Origin of the sequence: Mycobacterium sp. JS623, from assembly GCF_000328565.1 — a bacterium.
In the GTDB taxonomy this organism is placed as follows: domain Bacteria; phylum Actinomycetota; class Actinomycetes; order Mycobacteriales; family Mycobacteriaceae; genus Mycobacterium.
Window position 1 is genome coordinate 59,796 of record NC_019966.1, and the last position, 18,287, is coordinate 78,082.

The window sequence follows — 18,287 nt, forward strand, 5'->3', positions numbered from 1 at the left end:
AGCTATCCCAGAAGCGCCGTGCGCACCCGCGCAAGGTCGATCGGGGGAACGTCTGCCGCCTCGAGGTAGCCCTGCAGCGATCCGTAGTTCTGCTCGATCGACCGGCGCGAGGCGGCCAGGTAGTCCTCCTGCACCCCGAGCACCGCGTCGGTCAGCCTCGCCTCGGCGAACGTCACCTCTTCCGCCGTATCCGTGCGGTCGCGAATCGATGCCAGGATCTGCTCCCGCAACCGCGGCACCGCGTCGTTGCTGCGCAGAAAATCGGCGACGACGGCGTCGCGGTCGACACCGACGGCATCGAGCACGGTCGCCACCGTGAAGCCGGTTCTGTCCTTGCCCGCGAAGCAATGCGCGATCACCGGTCGCTCGTCGGCGAGCAGCGAAATGACTTGCCGCACAGCGCGTTGCGCACCGCTGAGCGTCGGGAAGCGCAGATACTCCTCGGTCATGAATCGGCGCGCGGCCACCGCGATGTCTTCGTCGTCGGGCTTCTCGCCCATCATCCTCTGGAACGCGGCCTCGTGCGGCGCCTCGCCGTCGACCGCGGACACTTCGTGGAAGTGCAGCAGATGCACCTCGACTCCGCTCGGCACCAGTCCTGGGCCGTGACGTTCCACCTCGCGGGCCGAGCGCAGGTCGGCGACATCGGTGATGCCCAACCGGCGGATGGCCTCGCGGCCCGAGTCGTCGAGATGGCTCAGCTCGCTGGAGCGAAAGAACCGCCCCGGTCGCACACCGGTTTCCTCGGCAACATCACGAAAGTTCCACGCCCCCGACAGTTCCCCGGTGCCGACCGCCACTAGCCCGTCACCGCCGCAGCGAAGGCGCTCTTTTCGCGGCCGAGTTCATTGCGGGCGATCGTGCGCATGTGCACCTCGTCGGGACCGTCGAACAGCCGCATCGCGCGATGCCAGCCGTAGAGCCGGGCCAGCACGGTGTCGTCACTGATGCCCGCCGCGCCGTGCACCTGGATCGCCCGGTCGATCACGTTGCACGCCATCTGCGGCGCGACAGCCTTGATCATCGCGACTTGTTGCTGAGCATCCTTGCTTCTGTTGCCGTGCTGATCGATGGTCCACGCCGCCTTGTGACACAGCAGCCGGGCCTGGTCGATCTCGTTGCGCGACAACGCAACCTGCTGTTGCACCACGCCCTGCTCGGCCAACGGCTTACCGAACGCGATGCGGTTGTTGACGCGGTCGATCATCAGTGCCATGGCCCTCTCGGCCACCCCAATGGCGCGCATGCAGTGGTGGATGCGGCCCGGCCCCAGTCTGGCCTGTGCGATCGCAAACCCACCGCCTTCCTCACCGAGCAGGTTGGCCACCGGCACCCGCACGTTGTCGAAGCTGATCTCGCAGTGCCCGTGCTGGTCCTGCCAGCCGAACACCGGAAGCGACCGCTCGATCGAGACGCCGGGGGTGTCGACCGGCACCAGGATCATCGACTGCTGCTGGTGGCTCGCTGCATCCGGATTAGTGCGGCCCATCACGATCAGGATCTTGCAGCGCGGGTCGGCTGCCCCCGAGATCCACCACTTGCGCCCGTTGATGACGTAGTCCCCAGAGCCGGAGTCGTCGCGCTCAATAGTTGTTTGGATGTTGCGCGCGTCGCTCGACGCCACCGCGGGCTCGGTCATCGCGAACGCGCTGCGTATCTCACCGTTCAGCAGCGGCTCGAGCCACTGCTTGCTCTGCTGCTCGGTGGCGAACAGATGCAGCGTCTCCATGTTGCCGGTGTCGGGCGCGGCACAGTTGGTTGCCTCGGGCGCAAGCTCCATGCTCCAGCCGGTCAGCTCCGCCAGCGGGGCGTACTCCAGGTTGGTCAGGCCCGAGACGGCGGGCAGAAACAGGTTCCACAGCCCGCGGTCCTTGGCCAGCTTCTTCAGGTCCTCGACCACGGGGGGCACGGTGTGGTCGTCGCGCCCCTTCTCCTCGCGATACCGGTCGTAATCGGCTTCGGCGGGGAACACGTGCTCGACCATGAAGTCGCTGAGCCGGTCGTAGTAGTCCTGCCCCTTGGCCGACATCGCGAAGTCCATGCCTGCACGATATGACACCTGTCGAGCGAGGGGATCACGGCAGTGGGTGGGGCGTAGAAACAAGACATGACCGAGAGCCGACCGCCATTCCCACCGTTCACCGTCGAGACCGCACGGCAGAAGGTGCAGGCCGCCGAAAACGCATGGAACACCCGCGACCCGGAGAAAGTCAGCCTGGCCTACACCGTCGACTCTCAGTGGCGAAACCGCGACGAGCACGTGGTGGGACGGCAGCAGATCGTCGCGCTTCTCACCCGCAAGTGGGAGCGCGAACTCGACTACGTCCTGCGCAAGAGCCTGTGGGGTTTTCGGGAGAACCGGATGGCGGTGCGCTTTCAGTACGAGAGCCGCGACGCCACCGGGCAGTGGTATCGCAGCTACGGCAACGAGTTGTGGGAGTTCACCCCGGAGGGCCTGATGGCGCGGCGGGAGGCCAGTATCAACGACGTGAAGATCGACGAGTCCGAGCGCCGCTACTTCGGCCCGCGGCCGGAGTCGGAGTACGGCCTCGACATCCCGTTATGGTGAGCCGACGGCAAGCCCACCAGCTTCCGACTCGCTGTCGCTCATCCGTTTTCCTAGCGGAATCGCAATCGTGATCTCGGTACCGGGCGATGTAGGGCGCACGTCGCATCGGCCCCCGGCCGCCAACGCCTTCGCGCGGATCGACTCCAGGCCGATGTGACCCGCTCGGGCCTTCTCGGCCATCACGGCTCGCGAGATCCCCACCCCGTCGTCCGCGACGCGCAGCGAACCCAGCCCGTCATCGCGTTCCAGGTCGATCCAGACATGTTCGGCGCGGGCATGCTTGACGACGTTGGTCAGCGTCTCGCGCGCGGCGCTGTAGAGCACATAGTCGGCATCGGTACGCACCCCATCCGGCCACGAACGCGCGTCCAGCTCGACGACAAGGCCGGTACGGGAAGTCAGGCTGTCGGTGAGTGCAGACAGCGCCGCTCTGAGACCCATCCGCGCCAGCACGTCCGGATGCAGCTCGCGGACTGCGTCGCGCAGCAACTGAGAGCATTCGACAAGGGCCACGTCGACTCGGTCCGCGGCAGCCATCGAGCCGTCCCGCACGTCCTCCATGTCTTGGCGAGCGACGAGCACGCACTGAAGCGCGCCATCGTGAAGCCGCTCGGAAATCGACTGCCGCTCATACTTTTCCACTCCGAGCAGATCCTGCAGTAACTGCCTTCGCTGCCGTGCCAGGTCGGCGATCGTGTCAACCTTCCAGCGTTGAATAAGCGACAAGAGGACGGAGCCGCCTGCCAGCCCGACCAACACCAACGTGCTCAGCACGATCGATGCCCAAGGCTCGTGGTTGGCGGTCTTGGTTATCCAGCAGGTGGCTACGAACGCGGCAGTGGTGGGCATCGCCACCAGTCCGCTGATGACCGGGTCCAATTGGGCCGCCGCAATCAACGGGATCAGGAAGAAGCCGATCCTCATCACGTCTGAGGTCCACTCGTCGGGTGACGTCAGGCCGGTCAACACCGAAAGCACGGATACAGCGGCGACGTCGCACGCGAGCACCAGCAGTGTCACGATCGTTCTGCTCACGGCGACCGTGCGTGCCGCCGGCCGCAGTGCCCAGAAGCCCCAGCAAGCTACGACCACTGCGTACGCTGCCAGCACGGCTGCGCAGGTTCCCAGCTGTGCGCGGGGTGGCTCGACTATCAGAGTGGCAGCGGCGAACAGGGTCAGCACAGCGCGCAATGCGGATTGCAATACGCTGCTCAGGTAGAGAAACCGCCGGGATTCCTGCGGAAACTGCTGCGCCACAGAATCATTGGTGTCACCCTCACGTCCGGGCATCGGGGACTCCCTGGTGTTGACCGACCCCGACGAGGCTGAGTCCCGGAACCACGTATCCGGATTCAGTTGCGAAGGGCCGCAGGGCCTCTTCTGAGTTGGTGCGGATCATTGAGATCATGTCGTCGGGAAGCGACGCGAGCAGCCCGGCGACCGGGCCTGCCAGCGCCGGGACCATGCGCCACCAGTCGTCGAAGGAACCGACGTGCATCGGCACCGCGACTTCGCGCACGTCGACGTCGGCAAAGCCGCCGCCGCGCAGCACGCCGTCGAGTGCGCCGCGTTCGGATAGGGCGAACGGACCCGGCATGCCCGGGGGCGGAACGGGTGCGCCGAGTTGAGCGCCGACCGCGTCGAGCAGCGCGCTGAGCCACGGGTTCGCCGCAGGCGTCCCCCATACCGCGAACACCGCCCGACCGCCGGGACGCAGCACGCGACGTGCCTCCCCAGCGGCCGCCGTCGGATCCGCCACCAACATCAGCGCCTCGCGGCACAGCACCTTGTCGAAGGACGAGTCCGGCACGTCGAGATGCTCCATGTCGAGTTCGCGGGTGACGACGCTGCGCAGTCCCCTGCTTTCGGCACGCTCGGCGGCAATCCTCGTCATCTCAGGGGCGACATCGGACAACACCACCTGACCGTCGGGGCCGACGAGCTCGGCCGCCGCGAAGCCGACGCCGCCGGGCCCGCACCCGAGTTCGAGTACCGCCTCACCGGGCCGAATGGCGGCGGCGGTCAACATGGCCTCGCCGACGGCGGCGCCGCGGTCGTCGATGTAGTCGGCGTATTCACCCCACGACGGCGCCGCCGCGGACCACATCGCGTGCAACGGATCTATGGCCATGGCCTCACTTTAGAAGTGGAGAGGCCCTCCCCGGAAGGTCATCGGGGAGGGCCTCAGGAGCGGGAGTCGGGTTATTCGCCGGCAGTGCCGTCGATGATGATCGAGTGGTGGTTGTGCCAGCGGTGGCCGGGCATCACGATGATCGGTGGCCGGGCGATGGTGTTCGGGGTGGCCACGATGCCCGGGCGGGGCGTCGGCTCGTAAGAGTAGGTGCCTGCGTTGGCCGTGCCGGCCACGCCGAGGGCGGCGGCGCCGAGGACGCCTGCCGAGATGGCGGGCAGGGCGATGTAGCGGGCGAAGCTGCGGGTGATGGTCATCTGAGTTCTCCTGTGGCGGTGGGTTTTTGAGAAACCCTCCCCGGGGCTACGTCGGGGAGGGTTCCGGTCTGGGGTGATTAGCGGGTGTAGTTCGGCTGCAGGTCGGCGAGGTGTTGCACACCGTGGTGCCAGTGCCAGCCCGGCTGGGCCTCCGGCGCCGGATGCGCCTTGACCTCCGGAGTGGCCACGATGTTGGGCTGGTGCGCATCGGTGGTGGCCGCGTTGGCCGCGCCGGCCAGGCCGAGGGCCGCGCCGCCGATGATGCCGGCCGAGACGATCGGAAGGGCGATGATGCGTGCGAAGTTGTTCATGTGAATTCTCCTGTGTCCGTTTGCTTTTGGTCTTGTCTGCCGGTGCGTTCCGGCGTTGACTCAAGAGTGCCGTGCCGCGGCCGCGTTGTATGTCCGGTAATCGGAGGGCGACACGGATGAATCACGTGTCCCCCAATCGGGGGAACAAAGGGAGCCGCCTGTGCGACGCTGGCTGCATGACCAGCGAAGACGACTGCGAGTGAGCACCGGAGCGAGCGGGAGTCGAGCCATCACGAGTGAAAAGGTGCGTGTGGTGGTGGGCGATGACCACCCGCTGTTTCGCGACGGGGTCGTGCGGGCGCTGACGTCGAGCGGGTCTATCGAAGTGGTCGCAGAAGCCGACGACGGCCCCTCGGCGCTCGACGCGATTCGCACGCATTCCCCGCAGGTCGCGCTGCTCGACTACCGCATGCCGGGCATGGACGGTGCGGAAGTCGCGGCCGCCGTGCAACGAGACGAGCTTCCGACCCGGGTGCTGCTGGTGTCGGCGCACGACGAGTCGGCAATCGTGTTCCGTGCCCTGCAGGAGGGGGCGGCAGGCTTTCTACCGAAGGAGTCGACGCGCAGCGAGCTGATCAACGCCGTGCTGGACTGCGCGAAGGGCCGCGACGTCGTGGCGCCCAGCCTCGCCGCGGGCCTGGCCGGCGAGATCCGCAAGCGGGCCGAACCGGAAGGCCCCGTGCTCAGCCCGCGTGAGCGGGAGGTGCTGAAACTGATCGCCGCGGGCAGCAGCATTCCTGCGATGGCCAAGGAGCTGTTCCTGGCGCCGTCGACGGTCAAGACGCACGTGCAGCGGCTTTACGAGAAGCTCGGCGTCAGCGACCGCGGCGCTGCCGTCGCCGAGGCGATGCGCCGCAAGCTGTTGGAGTAGCGTGCCGCGCCCCGTTCAAGGAGTCATCGACTACTTCGCCGCGGAGCCGGTGCGCGTCTCGGCGATCCTGCGCTTGCCGCTGATCGGCCTGATCGCGGTGTTGGTGTGGATCTGGGAGGTCGACCACTGGCTGCCCGAGTTGTACGCGGTGATCCTCGGGGTCTATGCGGTAGCGGCGCTGCTGTGGCTGATTGCCGTGCTGAGGGGGCCGGTGCCGCGGTGGGGCGATTGGGCGTCGACGTCCGTCGATCTGTTGGTGATCCTCACGCTGTGTCTGGTGTCCGGTGGCGCGACCGCGGCGCTGCTGCCCGTCTTCTTCCTGCTGCCGATCTCGGTGGCGTTCCAGGACCGGCCGTGGTTGACGGCGATCATCGGAACCGTCACGGCGGCAGGCTATCTCGCGGTATGGATCTTCTACTCCAAACGCGACGACAAGGTCGGGCTGCCGAACATGGTGTACACGCACTTCGGCTTCGTGCTGTGGTTGGCCGTCGCGGTGACAGCGCTGTGTTACGTGCTCGCGCGTCGGTCCGCTCGCGTGCGGGGCGCTGCAGGAGATGCGGCGTCAGCTCGTCTCGGAGGCAATGCAGTCCGACGAGCGGCACAACCGCGAGGTCGCCGAGCATCTGCACGACGAACCGTTGCAGACGCTGCTGGCGGCGCGGCTGGAACTCGATGAGGCGCGGGAACGAAATTCCGACCCCGCGCTCGACATGGTGCATTCGGCGCTGCAGGAGACCGCCACCGGGCTGCGCTCGACGGTGACGCAGCTGCACCCGCAGGTGCTCGCCCAGCTAGGCCTTACGCCAGCGGTGCGAGAACTGTTGCGGCAGTTCGAGTCCCGCAACGACGTGACGGTCGAGGCCAACCTCGACGACGTGGGCAAGCCGGAATCGCAAGCCTTGCTGTAACGCGCCACGCGCGAGCTGTTGACCAACGTCGGCAAGCACGCGAAGGCGACGGCGGTCCGCGTCGGCCTCAGCCGGAAAGGAGACCGGGTGATCCTGACGATCGACGATGACGGCACCGGATTCGACCCCGCGATTGTCGCGCAGTATGTCGCCGACGGGCACATCGGGTTGGGCTCCCTGCTGGCCCGCTTCGATGCGATGGGCGGGTCGATGGACATCGACTCGCGGCCCGGCTATGGCACGCAAGTAACGGTGACGTCGCCGCCGGAACCTACCGTTTCGCGGTGACGTGCACGCGCGCGCCGCGCGCCGGCACCAGCGTGATGTGATGCATCCGCAGTGCCTCGTCCTGCGGTCGGTCGGCGCGTAATTCGATGCGCCGCAGCACAGTCCGAAGCACGGCGTCGATTTCGGTCAATGCGAATGTCGCACCCAGGCAACGGCGTGCGCCGCCGCCGAACGGAATCCATGCGTAGGTCGGTTGCTCGCCAGACAGCCAGCGTTCCGGTCGGAAGTATGCGGCGTCCGGGCCCCAGATCTTCGGGTCGGTCTGGATGCCGATGATCGACGGCAGCAGCAGAGTGCCCGCCGGCATCGTGTGGCCCGCCAGTTCGACCGGCTGGGTGACGCGGCGCGCGACATTCATGATCACCGGTCGCAGTCGCAACACTTCCTTGGCGACAGCGGCCCGGTACGGATCGCGGGGATCATCGAGGCCGGCCCGCACCTTGTCCAGCGCGCCGGAATGGCGCAGTAGCCGCTCGAATGTCCACGACAGCGCGACCGCTGTGGTCTCGTGCCCCGCGACCAGCAGCGTGACCAGTTCGTCTCGCACCAACCCCGGATCGGGGTCGTCGTCCAGCAGCATCGACAACACGTCGGGCCGCTCCGCTCGCCCGGGATCGGCTCGTCGGCGCTCGATCTCGGCGTAGATCAACTCGTCGGCCCTGTCCAGGTCGCGCACGGTGCTGCTCCACGGCGGCAATCGCAGCAGCGCGGGCCATACCCAGACCAGCATTGCCCGCAACCGGAACCTCAGCACCCGGCGCAACGCTGCGCCGACAGCCGCGGCGCGATCGTCATCGTCGACGCCGAGAACCACGCGCACGATGATGCGCAGCGTCAGCTCCTGCATCCGCGGCAACAGCTCAAAATCCCGGCCGATCGGCCACTGTGCGATCTCTCGCTCGGTCTCCTCTTCCATCAGCGCGACTGCCCGGGCGATGCGTTCGCCGTGGAACGGCGGCAGCATTCGGCGGCGCTCGGCGACATGCTCCGGCGCGTCCATGGTCAGCACCGATTGACTGCCCACCACCGGTGTCAGCAGCGAATTGGCTTCGCCTGCACGGTAGATCTCCGCGTCACCGCGAAAGATTGTGCGGAGGTCATCAGGGTTGCGCAACACCACTCCGTAGCCCGTGGGTTCGGCGTTGACGGTGAACGTGTCGCCGTATCGGCGGTGCATCGCGGGGACGAACCGGTGCCGCTGCGTCCAGATCAGCAGCGACTGGACAATGCTCGGGAGTCTAGGACCAGGCGGCAGCCCCGCCTCCGACGTGACCCTCGATGCAGTCGCGCTGCGCTGCCACGACGACATCCGGGTGCTCGTGGTCTCGATCGTCATGAGCCTGGTTATACGCCGGGCGGATACTGCCGTCTACCGCCCACGGTCGGATTACGTCGTGAAACCCCGCCCGATCACCCCCCCGCTGCGGCGCGATGAGCCGATGGAGTCGCCGTGGGGTCCCCCGACCCTGCCAACCCAACGTATGCCACCGAGGCCGGCTCGACTCGGACGTGGCCATGGGAGTGAGCTACGCCGCGGGGGCGCTCTTCGCCGTGCTCGTGCACCGGAGGCGAGGCAAGGCCAAACGCCAGCGCGCTACGTGGTGAGCCCTCGCGAAATGACCAGGCGCTGAATCTGATTGGTGCCCTCGAAGATCTGGGTGATCTTCGCTTCACGCATGTAGCGCTCGACGCGGAAGTCGCGGGTGTAGCCGACGCCGCCCAAGACCTGCACTGCGTCGGTGGTGACCTTCATCGCGGCGTCGGTGGCCACCAGCTTCGCCACGCTGGCCTGCTGTGAGTACGGCCTGCCCAGATCGCGTCGACGCGCGGCGTCCAAATACGTGGCCCGCGCACTGGCCACCGCGGCAGCCATATCGGCCAACACGAAACCCAGGCCCTGGTGGTCAATGATCTTGCGGCCGAACGTCGTTCGCTCGTTCGCGTACTTGACGGCCTCGTCCAGCGCCGCTTGCGCCAACCCGACCGCAACCGCGGCGATGCCCAGCCGGCCTGAATCCAGTGCGGAGAACGCGATCTGCAGGCCCTGGCCCTCCGCGCCGATCAGCCGGTCGGCTTCAAGGTGAGCGTTGTCGTAGAACGCCGACGTCGTCGGGACGGCATGCAGGCCCATCTTCTCCTCGGGCTTGCCGAACGACAGCCCATCCAGATCGCCGGGCACCAGGAAGCATGAAATACCCCGCGAGCCTTCACCGGTGCGGGCGAACAGCGTGTAGAAGTCGGCCCGTCCGCCGTGCGTGATCCAGGACTTGGAGCCGTTGAGCACGTAGCCGTCGGCCGTCTTCACAGCCTTGCACTGCAGTGCCGCGGCGTCCGAACCGGCCTGTGGCTCAGACAGGCTGTACGCGCCGATCTGCTCACCGGACAGCATGCCCGGCAGCCAGCGCTGCTTCTGCTCGTCGGTGCCGAACGCCAGCAGCGGATGCGACGACAGGCTGTGCACGCTGACCGCCACTGCGACGGCCGCCCATCGCGCGGCGATCTCCTCGAGCACCTGCAGATAGACCTCGAACGGCTGCCCACCGCCACCCCACGCCTCGGGCTGCGGCAGGCTCAGCAGCCCTGCCGCACCCAGCTGAGCGAACACACCCTCCGGGTACGTCTCGGCCTTCTCGTGCGCGTCGACGATCGGGTCGAGCACCTTGTTGCAGATGTCCCGGGTCAACTCGATCAGATCGCGCGCATCCTCGGTGGGTAACAGACGATCGACGGGCATCGAGGGCTACACCTTCGCGGTCTCCGAGAGCGCCGCGTTGATCGCGTCGACCCGGTCTTTGGCGTCACCGAACAGCATCTGGGTGTTCTCCCGGAAGAACAGCGGGTTCTGCACGCCGGCATAGCCCGAGGCCATGGACCGTTTGAACACGATCACGTGCGCGGCGTTCCACACCGTCAGCACCGGCATGCCGGCGATGGGGCTGCCCGGATCCTCGGCCGCCGCCGGGTTGACGGTGTCGTTGGCTCCGATGACGAGGACGACGTCGGTGCTGTCGAAGTCGTCGTTGATCTCGTCCATCTCGAGCACGATGTCGTAGGGCACCTTGGCCTCGGCCAGCAGCACGTTCATGTGGCCGGGTAGGCGGCCGGCGACGGGGTGGATGCCGAACCGAACGTTGATGCCGCGGTCGCGCAGCTTGCGGGTCAGGTCGGCGACGCCGTACTGGGCCTGGGCGACGGCCATGCCGTAGCCGGGCGTGATGATCACCGACTTGGCGGACTCGAGTAGATCGGCGGCGCCCTCGGCGTTGATCTCGCGATGCTCGCCGTAATCCTTGTCATCGGCGGGCCCGGCCTCGATCCCGAAGCCGCCTGCGATCACCGAGATGAACGACCGGTTCATCGCCTTGCACATGATGTAGGACAGGTAGGCACCGGACGACCCGACCAGCGCACCGGTGATGATCAGCAGATCGTTGCCGAGCAGGAAGCCCGACGCTGCCGCGGCCCAGCCGGAGTAGCTGTTGAGCATCGACACCACCACCGGCATGTCGCCGCCGCCGATGGAAGCGACCAGGTGCCAGCCCAGTAGCAGCGCAAGCACGGTGACCACCACCAGCAGCCACAGCTGCGGGCTGATCACGAACCACACCGTCAGCGCGACGAAGACGACGAGCGCGCCGACATTGAGGAAGTTCTTGCCGGGCAGCATCATCGGCGCGGACTTGATGCGGGCCGAGAGCTTCAGGTTGGCGACGATCGAGCCGGTGAACGTCACGGCGCCGATGAACACGCCGATGACGACCTCGGCCGAGTGGATGCCGAGCATGCCCTGGTTGTGCAGCAGCGCTGCCTCGGATCCGGCGAGATCGGCTTCGACGTGCAGGTAGCCGTTCCACCCCACCAGCACCGCGGCCAGGCCCACGAACGAGTGCAGCAGCGCGATCAGCTCGGGCATGCCCGTCATCTCGACGACCTTGGCGCGCCACAGGCCGATCGCTGCGCCGATGGCCATGGCGCCGACCAGCAGCGCGACGCCGACAGGCTCGATGTGGCGGGCGAATGCCAGCGCGATCGTTGCGATCAGGGCGACGGCCATTCCGGCGATGCCGAAAGTGTTACCGGCCCTGGATGTTTCGTGCTTGGACAGGCCGGCCAACGCGAGGATGAACAGGATGGCCGCGACGACGTAGGCCGCTGTCGCGATGGTTTCCAGTGTGAACACTTCTCAGCTCCTCGAGAACATGGCCAGCATGCGGCGGGTCACGGAGAAGCCGCCGAAGACGTTGATACTGGCGAGCAGCGTCGCCAAAGTTGCCACCGCGGTGACGACGACATTGCCGTGCCCGATCTGCAACAGCGCGCCGACGACGATGATCCCGGAGATCGCGTTGGTCACCGACATCAGCGGGGTGTGCAGCGCGTGGTGCACATTGCCGATCACGTAGTAGCCGATCACGATCGCCAGCGCGAACACCGTCAGATGCACCTGCAGCGCGGCCGGTGACAGCGCGATGAGCGCGAAGAGCACCGCCGCCGCGGTGAAGGTCAGCCCCAGCCTGCGCCCGATGGTCATGGGCTTTTTAGCCGGCTTCGTTTCAGCCGGCGCGGCCGCGGCAACGACCGGGGCCGCCGACACCTGGACGGGCGGCGGCGGCCAGGTGACCTCGCCGTCGCGAACCACAGTCACCGAGCGCTGAACCACATCCTCGAAGTCGAGAATGAGCTTGCCGTCCTTCTCGGGGGTGAGCAGCTTCAGCAGGTTCACCAGGTTGGTGCCGTACAGCTGTGATGCGGTGGCGGGCAGTCGGCCGGCGAGATCGGTGTAGCCGACGATCGTCACGCCGTGGTCGGTGACGACCGCCTGGTCCTTGACGGTGCCCTCGACGTTGCCGCCGTTGGCCGCGGCCATGTCCACGATCACGCTGCCGGGCTTCATCGACGCGACCATCTCGGCGGTGATGATGCGCGGCGCCGGTTTACCGGGGATCAGCGCGGTGGTGATGATGATGTCGACGTCCTTGGCCAGATCGGCGTACAGCTGCGCCTCGCGGGCCTTGTAGTCGTCGCCCATCTCCTTGGCGTAGCCGGTGGCCGAGACCTCGGCTGCCTCCGGGTCGACAGACACGTACTCGCCGCCCAGGGACTTGACCTGATCGGCCACCTCGGGCCGCGGGTCGGTGGCTTGCACGATGGCGCCCAGGCTGCCCGCCGCACCGATGGCTGCCAGACCGGCGACGCCGGCGCCGACGACGAGCACCTTGGCCGGAGGCACCTTGCCCGCCGCAGTCACCTGTCCGGTGAAGAACCGGCCGAAGCTGTGGGCGGCCTCGACCACGGCGCGATAGCCGGCGATGTTGGCCATCGACGACAGCACGTCCAGCGACTGGGCCCGCGAGATACGAGGAACAGCGTCCATGGCCAGCACGGTGATCGGCCGGGTGGCCAGCTGCTCGACGAGCTCCGGCTTGAGCGCGGGGGAAATGAGACTGATCAACGTGGCGCCGTCGCGTAGGGCCGCGATCTCCGCGTTGTCCGGCGCGTTCACCTTGAGCACGACGTCGGCCTTCCAGGCCTCACCGATCTCGGCGCCAGCCTCGGTGAACGCCTCGTCGGAGAAGCTCGAGGCGGCGCCCGCGCCCGTCTCGACCACGACGTCGTAGCCCAGCTTGATGAGTTGGCCAACCGTCTGCGGTGTCGCGGCGACCCGCGTTTCGCCAGGCAGCGACTCTCTCGGGATCCCGATGATCATCGATTTCGATCCGATCTAGGTTTCTGTCACGGTCCGGTCGGGGCGCGACAAGGCCCCCCGACACAGCTCGTCGTGGACGAGTGGAATACGTCAGTCTAAGAGTCGGGCCAAATCGACCGTGTGTCCTGTCGGTCACCTGCCGCCGAGATAGCCGCCGAACGTGGGTTACCGACACGCTTGAGTCGCGCAGAGCGTGCGGGTAACCCACGTTCGGCAGCGCTTGGTCGACGTAGTTTCGCTCGCGCTGAGCGCAGACCTTCACCGAACGGTCTCACCCCGGTACCAATACGCGGTGTCCGTTTTCGTTGATATCGCACCCGACGAGTCGCTTGCTGATTCGCCGGCGGCTGTCGTGCCGTCAGGCAAGTGGCGCGGGCGGTCGACGCGTGCCGCGCTGCCACTGCTGTCGGTCATCGTCTTCTTCGTCGCGTGGCAGCTCGTCGCGGCCAGCGGCATCTGGAACCAGACATTCGTGCCCTACCCCAGCGCGGTGTGGCACGCATTCCTCGACGTCTCCACCACCCACGACGGTGTCCGCGGCTATGCCGGATACCTGCTGTGGGAGCACCTCTACATGACGCTGCGCCGCGTGTTCGCAGGCGCGGTCATCGGTGTCGTGCTGGGCGTGCTGCTCGGCCTGGTGATGGGATCCGTCGGCTGGGTGCGCAGCGTGCTCGAGCCCTGGCTGACGTTCCTGCGCGCGCTGCCGCCGCTGGCCTACTTCTTCCTGCTGGTCATCTGGCTGGGCATCGACGAGGCGCCGAAGATCACGCTGCTGGCGCTGGCCGCGCTGCCGCCTGCCGCCGTGGCCACCACCGCGGCCGTCGTCGCCGCACCCGTTGGACTACAGGAGGCGGCCCGCGCACTCGGCGCCTCGCGACGGCAGGTGATCCGCGACGTCGTCGTTCCGTCCGCGCTGCCCGAGACCTTCACCGGCATCCGGCTTGCGGTCGGCATGGCCTACTCCTCGGTGGTCGCCGCCGAACTGTTCAACGGGCTGCCAGGCATCGGCGGCCTCGTCAAAGACGCCAGCAACTACAACAACACCCCCGTCGTGCTGGTCGGCATCTTCGCCATCGGCATCTCCGGCCTTGTCATCGACGGTCTGCTTCGCGCCGTGGAGCGGCGCGCTGTCCCCTGGAGAGGAAAAATCTAGTGAAACTCAAGGTTCTGATCGCAGCAGTTGCGGCGTCGACGCTGGCGCTGGCCGGCTGCTCGGTCGACCACTCAGGGGACCAAGCCGACAAGCCGACGATTCGTATTGGCTACCAAAGCTTTCCGTCCGGCGACCTGATCGTGAAGAACAACAAGTGGCTCGAGGAAGCGCTGCCGAACTACCACATCAAGTGGACGAAGTTCGACTCCGGCGCCGACGTCAACACCGCCTTCATCGCGAAAGAATTGGACTTCGGCGCGCTCGGCTCCAGCCCTGTAGCGCGCGGACTTTCGGCTCCGCTGAACATTCCGTACAAGGTCGCGTTCGTGCTCGACGTCGCGGGCGACAACGAGGCGCTGGTGGCCCGCAACGGCAGCGGCGTCAACACGGTCGCCGACCTCAAGGGCAAGCGGATCGGCACCCCGTTCGCGTCGACTGCGCACTACAGCCTGTTGGCGGCGCTCGCGCAGAACGGGTTGTCCGCCAAGGATGTTCAGCTGGTCGACCTGCAGCCGCAGGCCATCCTCGCGGCGTGGGACCGCGGGGACATCGACGCGGCCTACTCGTGGCTGCCCACGCTCGACCAGCTGCGCAAGACCGGTAAGGACCTGATCACCAGCCGTCAGCTGGCCAAGAACGGCAAGCCCACGCTGGATCTCGGTGCGGTCCGCGATGAGTTCGCCGACGCGCATCCCGACGTCGTCGACACCTGGCGCCAGCAGGAAGCCCGCGCGCTCACGCTGATTCACGACGATCCCGCCGCGGCGGCCAAGGCCGTTGCCGCCGAGATCGGCCTGAGCCCCGACGAGGTCGCCGGTCAGCTGAAGCAAGGCGTGTACTTGACGCCGGAACAGGTCGCGTCGCCGGAATGGCTTGGCGCAGAAGGCAAGCCGGGCAACATCGCGGTCAACCTGCAGAGTGCTTCGCAGTTCCTCGCCGACCAGAAGCAGATTCCCTCGGCGGCGTCGCTGCAGACGTTCCAGGACGCGATCTATACGAGGGGGCTGCCCGGTGCCATCACCCAATAGAGCGGACATCCGGCCTAGCTCAGATGTCGGCGCGGTGCACCTGCGGTCGGTCAAGCACCGCTACGGCAGGGGTCGCGGCGAGGTCACGGCGCTAGGCCCCGTCGACCTGACCGTCGAACCGGGATCGTTTCTGGTTCTGGTCGGCGCGTCGGGCTGCGGCAAGAGCACGCTGCTGCGATTGCTGGCGGGCTTCGAGTCGCCAAGCGAAGGCTCGGTCGCGGTGTCGGGCGCTGCGCCGACGCCCGGTGTGACGGCGGGCGTGGTGTTTCAGCAGCCTCGCCTGTTCCCGTGGCGCACGGTCGGCGGCAACGTCGACCTCGCGCTGAAATACGCAAACATGCCCCGGGAGCGTCGTGCGGAGCGTCGCGACCAGCTGCTCGCCCGCGTGGGGTTGGAGGGCACCGCCGACCGCAAGATCTGGGAGATCAGCGGCGGGCAGCAGCAGCGGGTGGCGATCGCACGGGCGCTGGCCGCCGAGACACCGCTGTTCCTGCTCGACGAGCCGTTCGCAGCTCTGGACGCGCTCACTCGGGAGCGGCTGCAGGAGGACGTCCGTCAGGTCAGCGCGGAGTCGGGCCGCACAACGGTGTTCGTCACGCACAGTGCCGACGAAGCGGCGTTTCTGGGTTCGCGGATCGTGGTGCTGACGCGGCGGCCGGGGCAGGTGGCGTTGGATCTGCCGGTCGACCTGCCGCGCACAGGCGTCGACCCCGAGGAATTGCGTCGCTCAGCGGAATACACCGAGTTGCGCGCCGAAGTCGGGCGCGCGGTGAAAGCAGCGGCTGCCTAGGGCTTAGACCGGGGGATACGCCGGGGGCGGATACACGCCGCGCAGGATCCATGCGAACCAGTTGGCGCCGTACTCGATTTCGTCGCTCGCGTCATAGTCCGGATTCGGATCCATGTGCTCACCCTCTCGCGTATCGGCTGGTTCTCGGTGAAGTCTAGACCGGCTGCCAGTGTCGCAACAGCCGGAAGACCTTAAACTGGCCAACCAGTTGATTGACGCCCCGACGCGCCCGGGGCCTGCATATAGTGAGTCGCCATGTCCGAATCCAGCCCGGCTGTCCCAGCCACCACCAACGGGATGACCCGCCGCGAGGAGCTGTTGACCGTCGCGACCAAGCTGTTCGCCGCGCGGGGCTACCACGGCACGCGGATGGACGATGTGGCCGACGCGGTGGGGCTGAACAAGGCGACGGTCTATCACTATTACGCCAGCAAGTCACTGATCCTCTACGACATCTATAAGGGCGCCGCCGACTTCACGGTCGATGCATTGCACGACGACCCGACGGCATCTGCGCGCGAGACCATCTACCACTTCACCCAGCGGCTGCTGGTCGGTATCGCGGGCAACATCGAGCGCGCGGCGGTGTATTTCCAGGAGGGCCCGTACATCACCGAGTGGTTCACCGAGGACCAGGTCGGCTACATCCGGGAGAAGGAAACGCAGGTCTACGAGCACGTGCGCGACGTGATCGACCGCGGCATCGCCAGCGGTGAGTTCTACGACTGCGACTCGCATGTGCTGGCGCTGGGCTACATCGGGATGACGCTGGGCTCCTACCGCTGGCTGCGGCCGCAGGGCAGGCGCACCGCGCAGGAAATCGCCGAGGAGTTCAGCACTGCGTTGTTACGCGGGCTGATTCGCGATGAGACGACGCGCGTCGAGTCGCCGTTGGGCATCGACGTAGAAAACGCGAGTCGGTCAACCTAGAGCGCGAGCGGTCACCAGTACTCTCGCGCCGTGACGCAAATTCTGCGGACCCAGGTTTGTGTTGCGGGTGGCGGTCCCGCGGGCCTGGTTCACGCTCTGCTGCTTGCCCGGGCCGGGGTTCGGGTTGTCGTCTTGGAGAAGCACAAGGATTTCCTGCGCGACTTCCGCGGCGACACTGTTCATCCGAGCACCCTGCGGATCATGGACGAGTTGGGGTTTGTCGATGAGTTCCTGCGACTACCCCACACCAAGATCAACCGCGTGGCTTTCGATGCCGACGGTTCCGTTGACCTTCGCACGGTAGGTGACTTCGGTGCACTCAAGTGGCTGGGCTTCAGGCAGCCCTACATCGCTTTGATGCCGCAGTGGGACTTCCTCGACTTCCTTGCCGAAAAGGCTTCTGCGTACCCGGAATTCACCTTGATCCGGAGTGCCGAGGTCACGGGCCTCATCTTCGAACGAGATCGGGTGGTCGGGGTGCGCACGCCGGACGTGGAGGTGCACGCCGAACTGGTGGTGGCCGCCGACGGGCGCTCTTCGGCGGTGCGGGCGGCCGCGGGTCTGGAGATCGCGACGGCGCACTCCCCGATGGACGTGCTGTGGTTCCGGCTGAAATGGCGTCCCGGTGACCCTCAGGAATTGTTCGCGGTGATCCGTAGGGGCCTACTCCTGGCCATGATCTACCGCGGCGACTATTGGCAGGTCGCGTATCCGGTGCCGAAGGGAGCCAACCCTCGGAACGGGTCGATTCAGGCGTTGAAGGAGCGGCTGGTCTCCGCGCGCCCGCAGCTGAGTGAACACGTCAACGATCTGCACTCCTGGGATGACATCAGCCATCTCGACGTGCGGGTGGACCGGCTGAAGACGTGGTGGCGTACGGGTCTGCTGTGCATCGGCGATGCAGCCCATGCCATGTCACCGGCCGGCGGGGTCGGCATCAACCTCGCTGTGGCCGATGCGGTGGCCGCTGCGAATATCCTCTGCCCGCCGCTTCGCGAAGGTCGACTGACCGACGCGGACCTCGCCAAGGTGCAGCGCCGCCGTGAGCTGCCGACCCGGATCATTCAGGCGGGTCAAGTGTTGGCCCAGAACAGAGTGATCGAGCCCAATTTGGCCGGTGATCTGTCACCAATCCGCATCCCGAAAATCGTTGGCTTTGGACCGCTGCAGTTCATTCCGCCGATCGTCGTCGGACGGGGCTTTCGCCCCGAACATGTACATACTCCAGACGTACACGCCGCCTAGAAGACGGCCCTCGCGCATCGTCCACGGTCTCGG

17 protein-coding genes and 2 pseudogenes are annotated in these 18,287 nt (G+C 66.9%); 8 read left to right on the top strand and 11 right to left on the bottom strand.

What is annotated here, in order from left to right; all coding sequences use genetic code 11:
* Positions 1-2 precede the first annotated feature (2 nt).
* Positions 3-800, bottom strand: a complete 798-nt coding sequence (locus MYCSM_RS00300) for a tyrosine-protein phosphatase (RefSeq protein ID WP_015304114.1) — start codon at positions 798-800, stop codon at positions 3-5.
* The gene (locus tag MYCSM_RS00305) at positions 800-2,029 is read right to left on the bottom strand and encodes an acyl-CoA dehydrogenase family protein (protein WP_015304115.1); all 1,230 of its coding nucleotides are present in this window, start codon (positions 2,027-2,029) and stop codon (positions 800-802) included. The genes MYCSM_RS00300 and MYCSM_RS00305 overlap by 1 nt, the downstream gene beginning before the upstream one ends.
* A gap of 78 nt (positions 2,030-2,107) precedes the next feature.
* On the opposite strand from MYCSM_RS00305, the gene MYCSM_RS00310 reads away from it, so the two are divergent.
* A complete protein-coding gene (locus tag MYCSM_RS00310; protein ID WP_015304116.1) occupies positions 2,108-2,569 on the top strand; it encodes a nuclear transport factor 2 family protein in 462 nt (153 codons plus the stop codon).
* Here the strand turns inward: MYCSM_RS00310 and MYCSM_RS00315 are convergent.
* The 4 genes from MYCSM_RS00315 to MYCSM_RS00330 form a co-directional block, all read right to left on the bottom strand.
* Entirely contained in the window at positions 2,561-3,859 is a 1,299-nt protein-coding gene (locus MYCSM_RS00315; RefSeq protein WP_015304117.1) for a sensor histidine kinase, read from the bottom strand. The genes MYCSM_RS00310 and MYCSM_RS00315 overlap by 9 nt on opposite strands.
* Positions 3,846-4,700 (bottom strand): class I SAM-dependent methyltransferase, encoded by an 855-nt coding sequence (locus MYCSM_RS00320; protein WP_015304118.1) that lies wholly within the window; start codon positions 4,698-4,700, stop codon positions 3,846-3,848. The genes MYCSM_RS00315 and MYCSM_RS00320 overlap by 14 nt, the downstream gene beginning before the upstream one ends.
* A gap of 71 nt (positions 4,701-4,771) precedes the next feature.
* Positions 4,772-5,017: a hypothetical protein gene (locus tag MYCSM_RS00325; RefSeq protein ID WP_015304119.1), complete on the bottom strand. Its 246-nt coding sequence runs from the start codon at positions 5,015-5,017 to the stop codon at positions 4,772-4,774.
* 77 nt (positions 5,018-5,094) lie between these two features.
* On the bottom strand, positions 5,095-5,328 hold the full coding sequence (locus tag MYCSM_RS00330) for a hypothetical protein (protein ID WP_015304120.1): 234 nt from the start codon (positions 5,326-5,328) through the stop codon (positions 5,095-5,097).
* Between the two features lie 229 nt (positions 5,329-5,557).
* On the opposite strand from MYCSM_RS00330, the gene MYCSM_RS00335 reads away from it, so the two are divergent.
* Entirely contained in the window at positions 5,558-6,199 is a 642-nt protein-coding gene (locus tag MYCSM_RS00335; protein ID WP_041312919.1) for a response regulator, read from the top strand.
* A gap of 1 nt (position 6,200) precedes the next feature.
* Positions 6,201-7,398, top strand: a pseudogene (locus MYCSM_RS00340) (sensor histidine kinase).
* On the opposite strand, the gene MYCSM_RS00345 reads toward MYCSM_RS00340, so the two are convergent.
* The 4 genes from MYCSM_RS00345 to MYCSM_RS00360 all read right to left on the bottom strand — a co-directional run bounded on the left by MYCSM_RS00345 (position 7,382) and on the right by MYCSM_RS00360 (position 13,105).
* The gene (locus MYCSM_RS00345) at positions 7,382-8,734 is read right to left on the bottom strand and encodes a cytochrome P450 (protein ID WP_015304122.1); all 1,353 of its coding nucleotides are present in this window, start codon (positions 8,732-8,734) and stop codon (positions 7,382-7,384) included. The pseudogene MYCSM_RS00340 and the gene MYCSM_RS00345 overlap by 17 nt on opposite strands.
* Before the next feature lie 258 nt (positions 8,735-8,992).
* Positions 8,993-10,132 carry an acyl-CoA dehydrogenase family protein gene (locus MYCSM_RS00350; protein ID WP_015304123.1) on the bottom strand — a complete coding sequence of 380 codons (1,140 nt, stop codon included), beginning with the start codon at positions 10,130-10,132 and terminating at the stop codon, positions 8,993-8,995.
* A gap of 6 nt (positions 10,133-10,138) precedes the next feature.
* Complete coding sequence (gene pntB, locus MYCSM_RS00355) at positions 10,139-11,578, bottom strand: Re/Si-specific NAD(P)(+) transhydrogenase subunit beta (protein WP_015304124.1); 1,440 nt, start codon at positions 11,576-11,578, stop codon at positions 10,139-10,141.
* A 3-nt stretch (positions 11,579-11,581) separates the two neighbouring features.
* Positions 11,582-13,105 carry a Re/Si-specific NAD(P)(+) transhydrogenase subunit alpha gene (locus MYCSM_RS00360; RefSeq protein WP_015304125.1) on the bottom strand — a complete coding sequence of 508 codons (1,524 nt, stop codon included), beginning with the start codon at positions 13,103-13,105 and terminating at the stop codon, positions 11,582-11,584.
* 292 nt (positions 13,106-13,397) lie between these two features.
* Here MYCSM_RS00360 and MYCSM_RS00365 point away from each other — a divergent pair, with 292 nt between their 5' ends.
* From MYCSM_RS00365 to MYCSM_RS00375, 3 genes are read left to right on the top strand one after another with little or no spacing between them, the layout of a single operon-like run.
* Positions 13,398-14,261 carry an ABC transporter permease gene (locus tag MYCSM_RS00365; protein WP_015304126.1) on the top strand — a complete coding sequence of 288 codons (864 nt, stop codon included), beginning with the start codon at positions 13,398-13,400 and terminating at the stop codon, positions 14,259-14,261.
* Positions 14,261-15,289 (top strand): taurine ABC transporter substrate-binding protein, encoded by a 1,029-nt coding sequence (locus tag MYCSM_RS00370; protein WP_015304127.1) that lies wholly within the window; start codon positions 14,261-14,263, stop codon positions 15,287-15,289. Before MYCSM_RS00365 ends, MYCSM_RS00370 begins: the two co-directional genes overlap by 1 nt.
* A 7-nt stretch (positions 15,290-15,296) precedes the next feature.
* On the top strand, positions 15,297-16,079 hold the full coding sequence (locus tag MYCSM_RS00375; protein ID WP_041312921.1) for an ABC transporter ATP-binding protein: 783 nt from the start codon (positions 15,297-15,299) through the stop codon (positions 16,077-16,079).
* 3 nt (positions 16,080-16,082) lie between these two features.
* Here MYCSM_RS00375 and MYCSM_RS37985 read toward each other — a convergent pair.
* Positions 16,083-16,190, bottom strand: a pseudogene (locus tag MYCSM_RS37985) (CAP domain-containing protein); the annotation flags it as partial.
* Between the two features lie 144 nt (positions 16,191-16,334).
* On the opposite strand from MYCSM_RS37985, the gene MYCSM_RS00380 reads away from it, so the two are divergent.
* Positions 16,335-17,009: a TetR/AcrR family transcriptional regulator gene (locus MYCSM_RS00380; RefSeq protein ID WP_015304129.1), complete on the top strand. Its 675-nt coding sequence runs from the start codon at positions 16,335-16,337 to the stop codon at positions 17,007-17,009.
* Positions 17,010-17,039: 30 nt separating this feature from the next.
* Complete coding sequence (locus tag MYCSM_RS00385; protein ID WP_015304130.1) at positions 17,040-18,254, top strand: FAD-dependent oxidoreductase; 1,215 nt, start codon at positions 17,040-17,042, stop codon at positions 18,252-18,254.
* The last annotated feature ends 33 nt before the right edge of the window (positions 18,255-18,287 follow it).

Excerpts from the sequence above, each read along its gene's own strand:
- MYCSM_RS00305 (WP_015304115.1), bottom strand. The coding sequence starts at position 2,029 with ATGTCGGCCAAGGGGCAGGACTACTACGACCGGCTCAGCGACTTCATG.
- MYCSM_RS00310 (WP_015304116.1), top strand. The coding sequence starts at position 2,108 with ATGACCGAGAGCCGACCGCCATTCCCACCGTTCACCGTCGAGACCGCA.
- MYCSM_RS00315 (WP_015304117.1), bottom strand. The coding sequence starts at position 3,859 with ATGCCCGGACGTGAGGGTGACACCAATGATTCTGTGGCGCAGCAGTTT.
- MYCSM_RS00320 (WP_015304118.1), bottom strand. The coding sequence starts at position 4,700 with ATGGCCATAGATCCGTTGCACGCGATGTGGTCCGCGGCGGCGCCGTCG.
- MYCSM_RS00325 (WP_015304119.1), bottom strand. The coding sequence starts at position 5,017 with ATGACCATCACCCGCAGCTTCGCCCGCTACATCGCCCTGCCCGCCATC.
- MYCSM_RS00330 (WP_015304120.1), bottom strand. The coding sequence starts at position 5,328 with ATGAACAACTTCGCACGCATCATCGCCCTTCCGATCGTCTCGGCCGGC.
- MYCSM_RS00345 (WP_015304122.1), bottom strand. The coding sequence starts at position 8,734 with ATGACGATCGAGACCACGAGCACCCGGATGTCGTCGTGGCAGCGCAGC.
- MYCSM_RS00350 (WP_015304123.1), bottom strand. The coding sequence starts at position 10,132 with ATGCCCGTCGATCGTCTGTTACCCACCGAGGATGCGCGCGATCTGATC.
- MYCSM_RS00360 (WP_015304125.1), bottom strand. The coding sequence starts at position 13,105 with ATGATCATCGGGATCCCGAGAGAGTCGCTGCCTGGCGAAACGCGGGTC.
- MYCSM_RS00380 (WP_015304129.1), top strand. The coding sequence starts at position 16,335 with ATGTCCGAATCCAGCCCGGCTGTCCCAGCCACCACCAACGGGATGACC.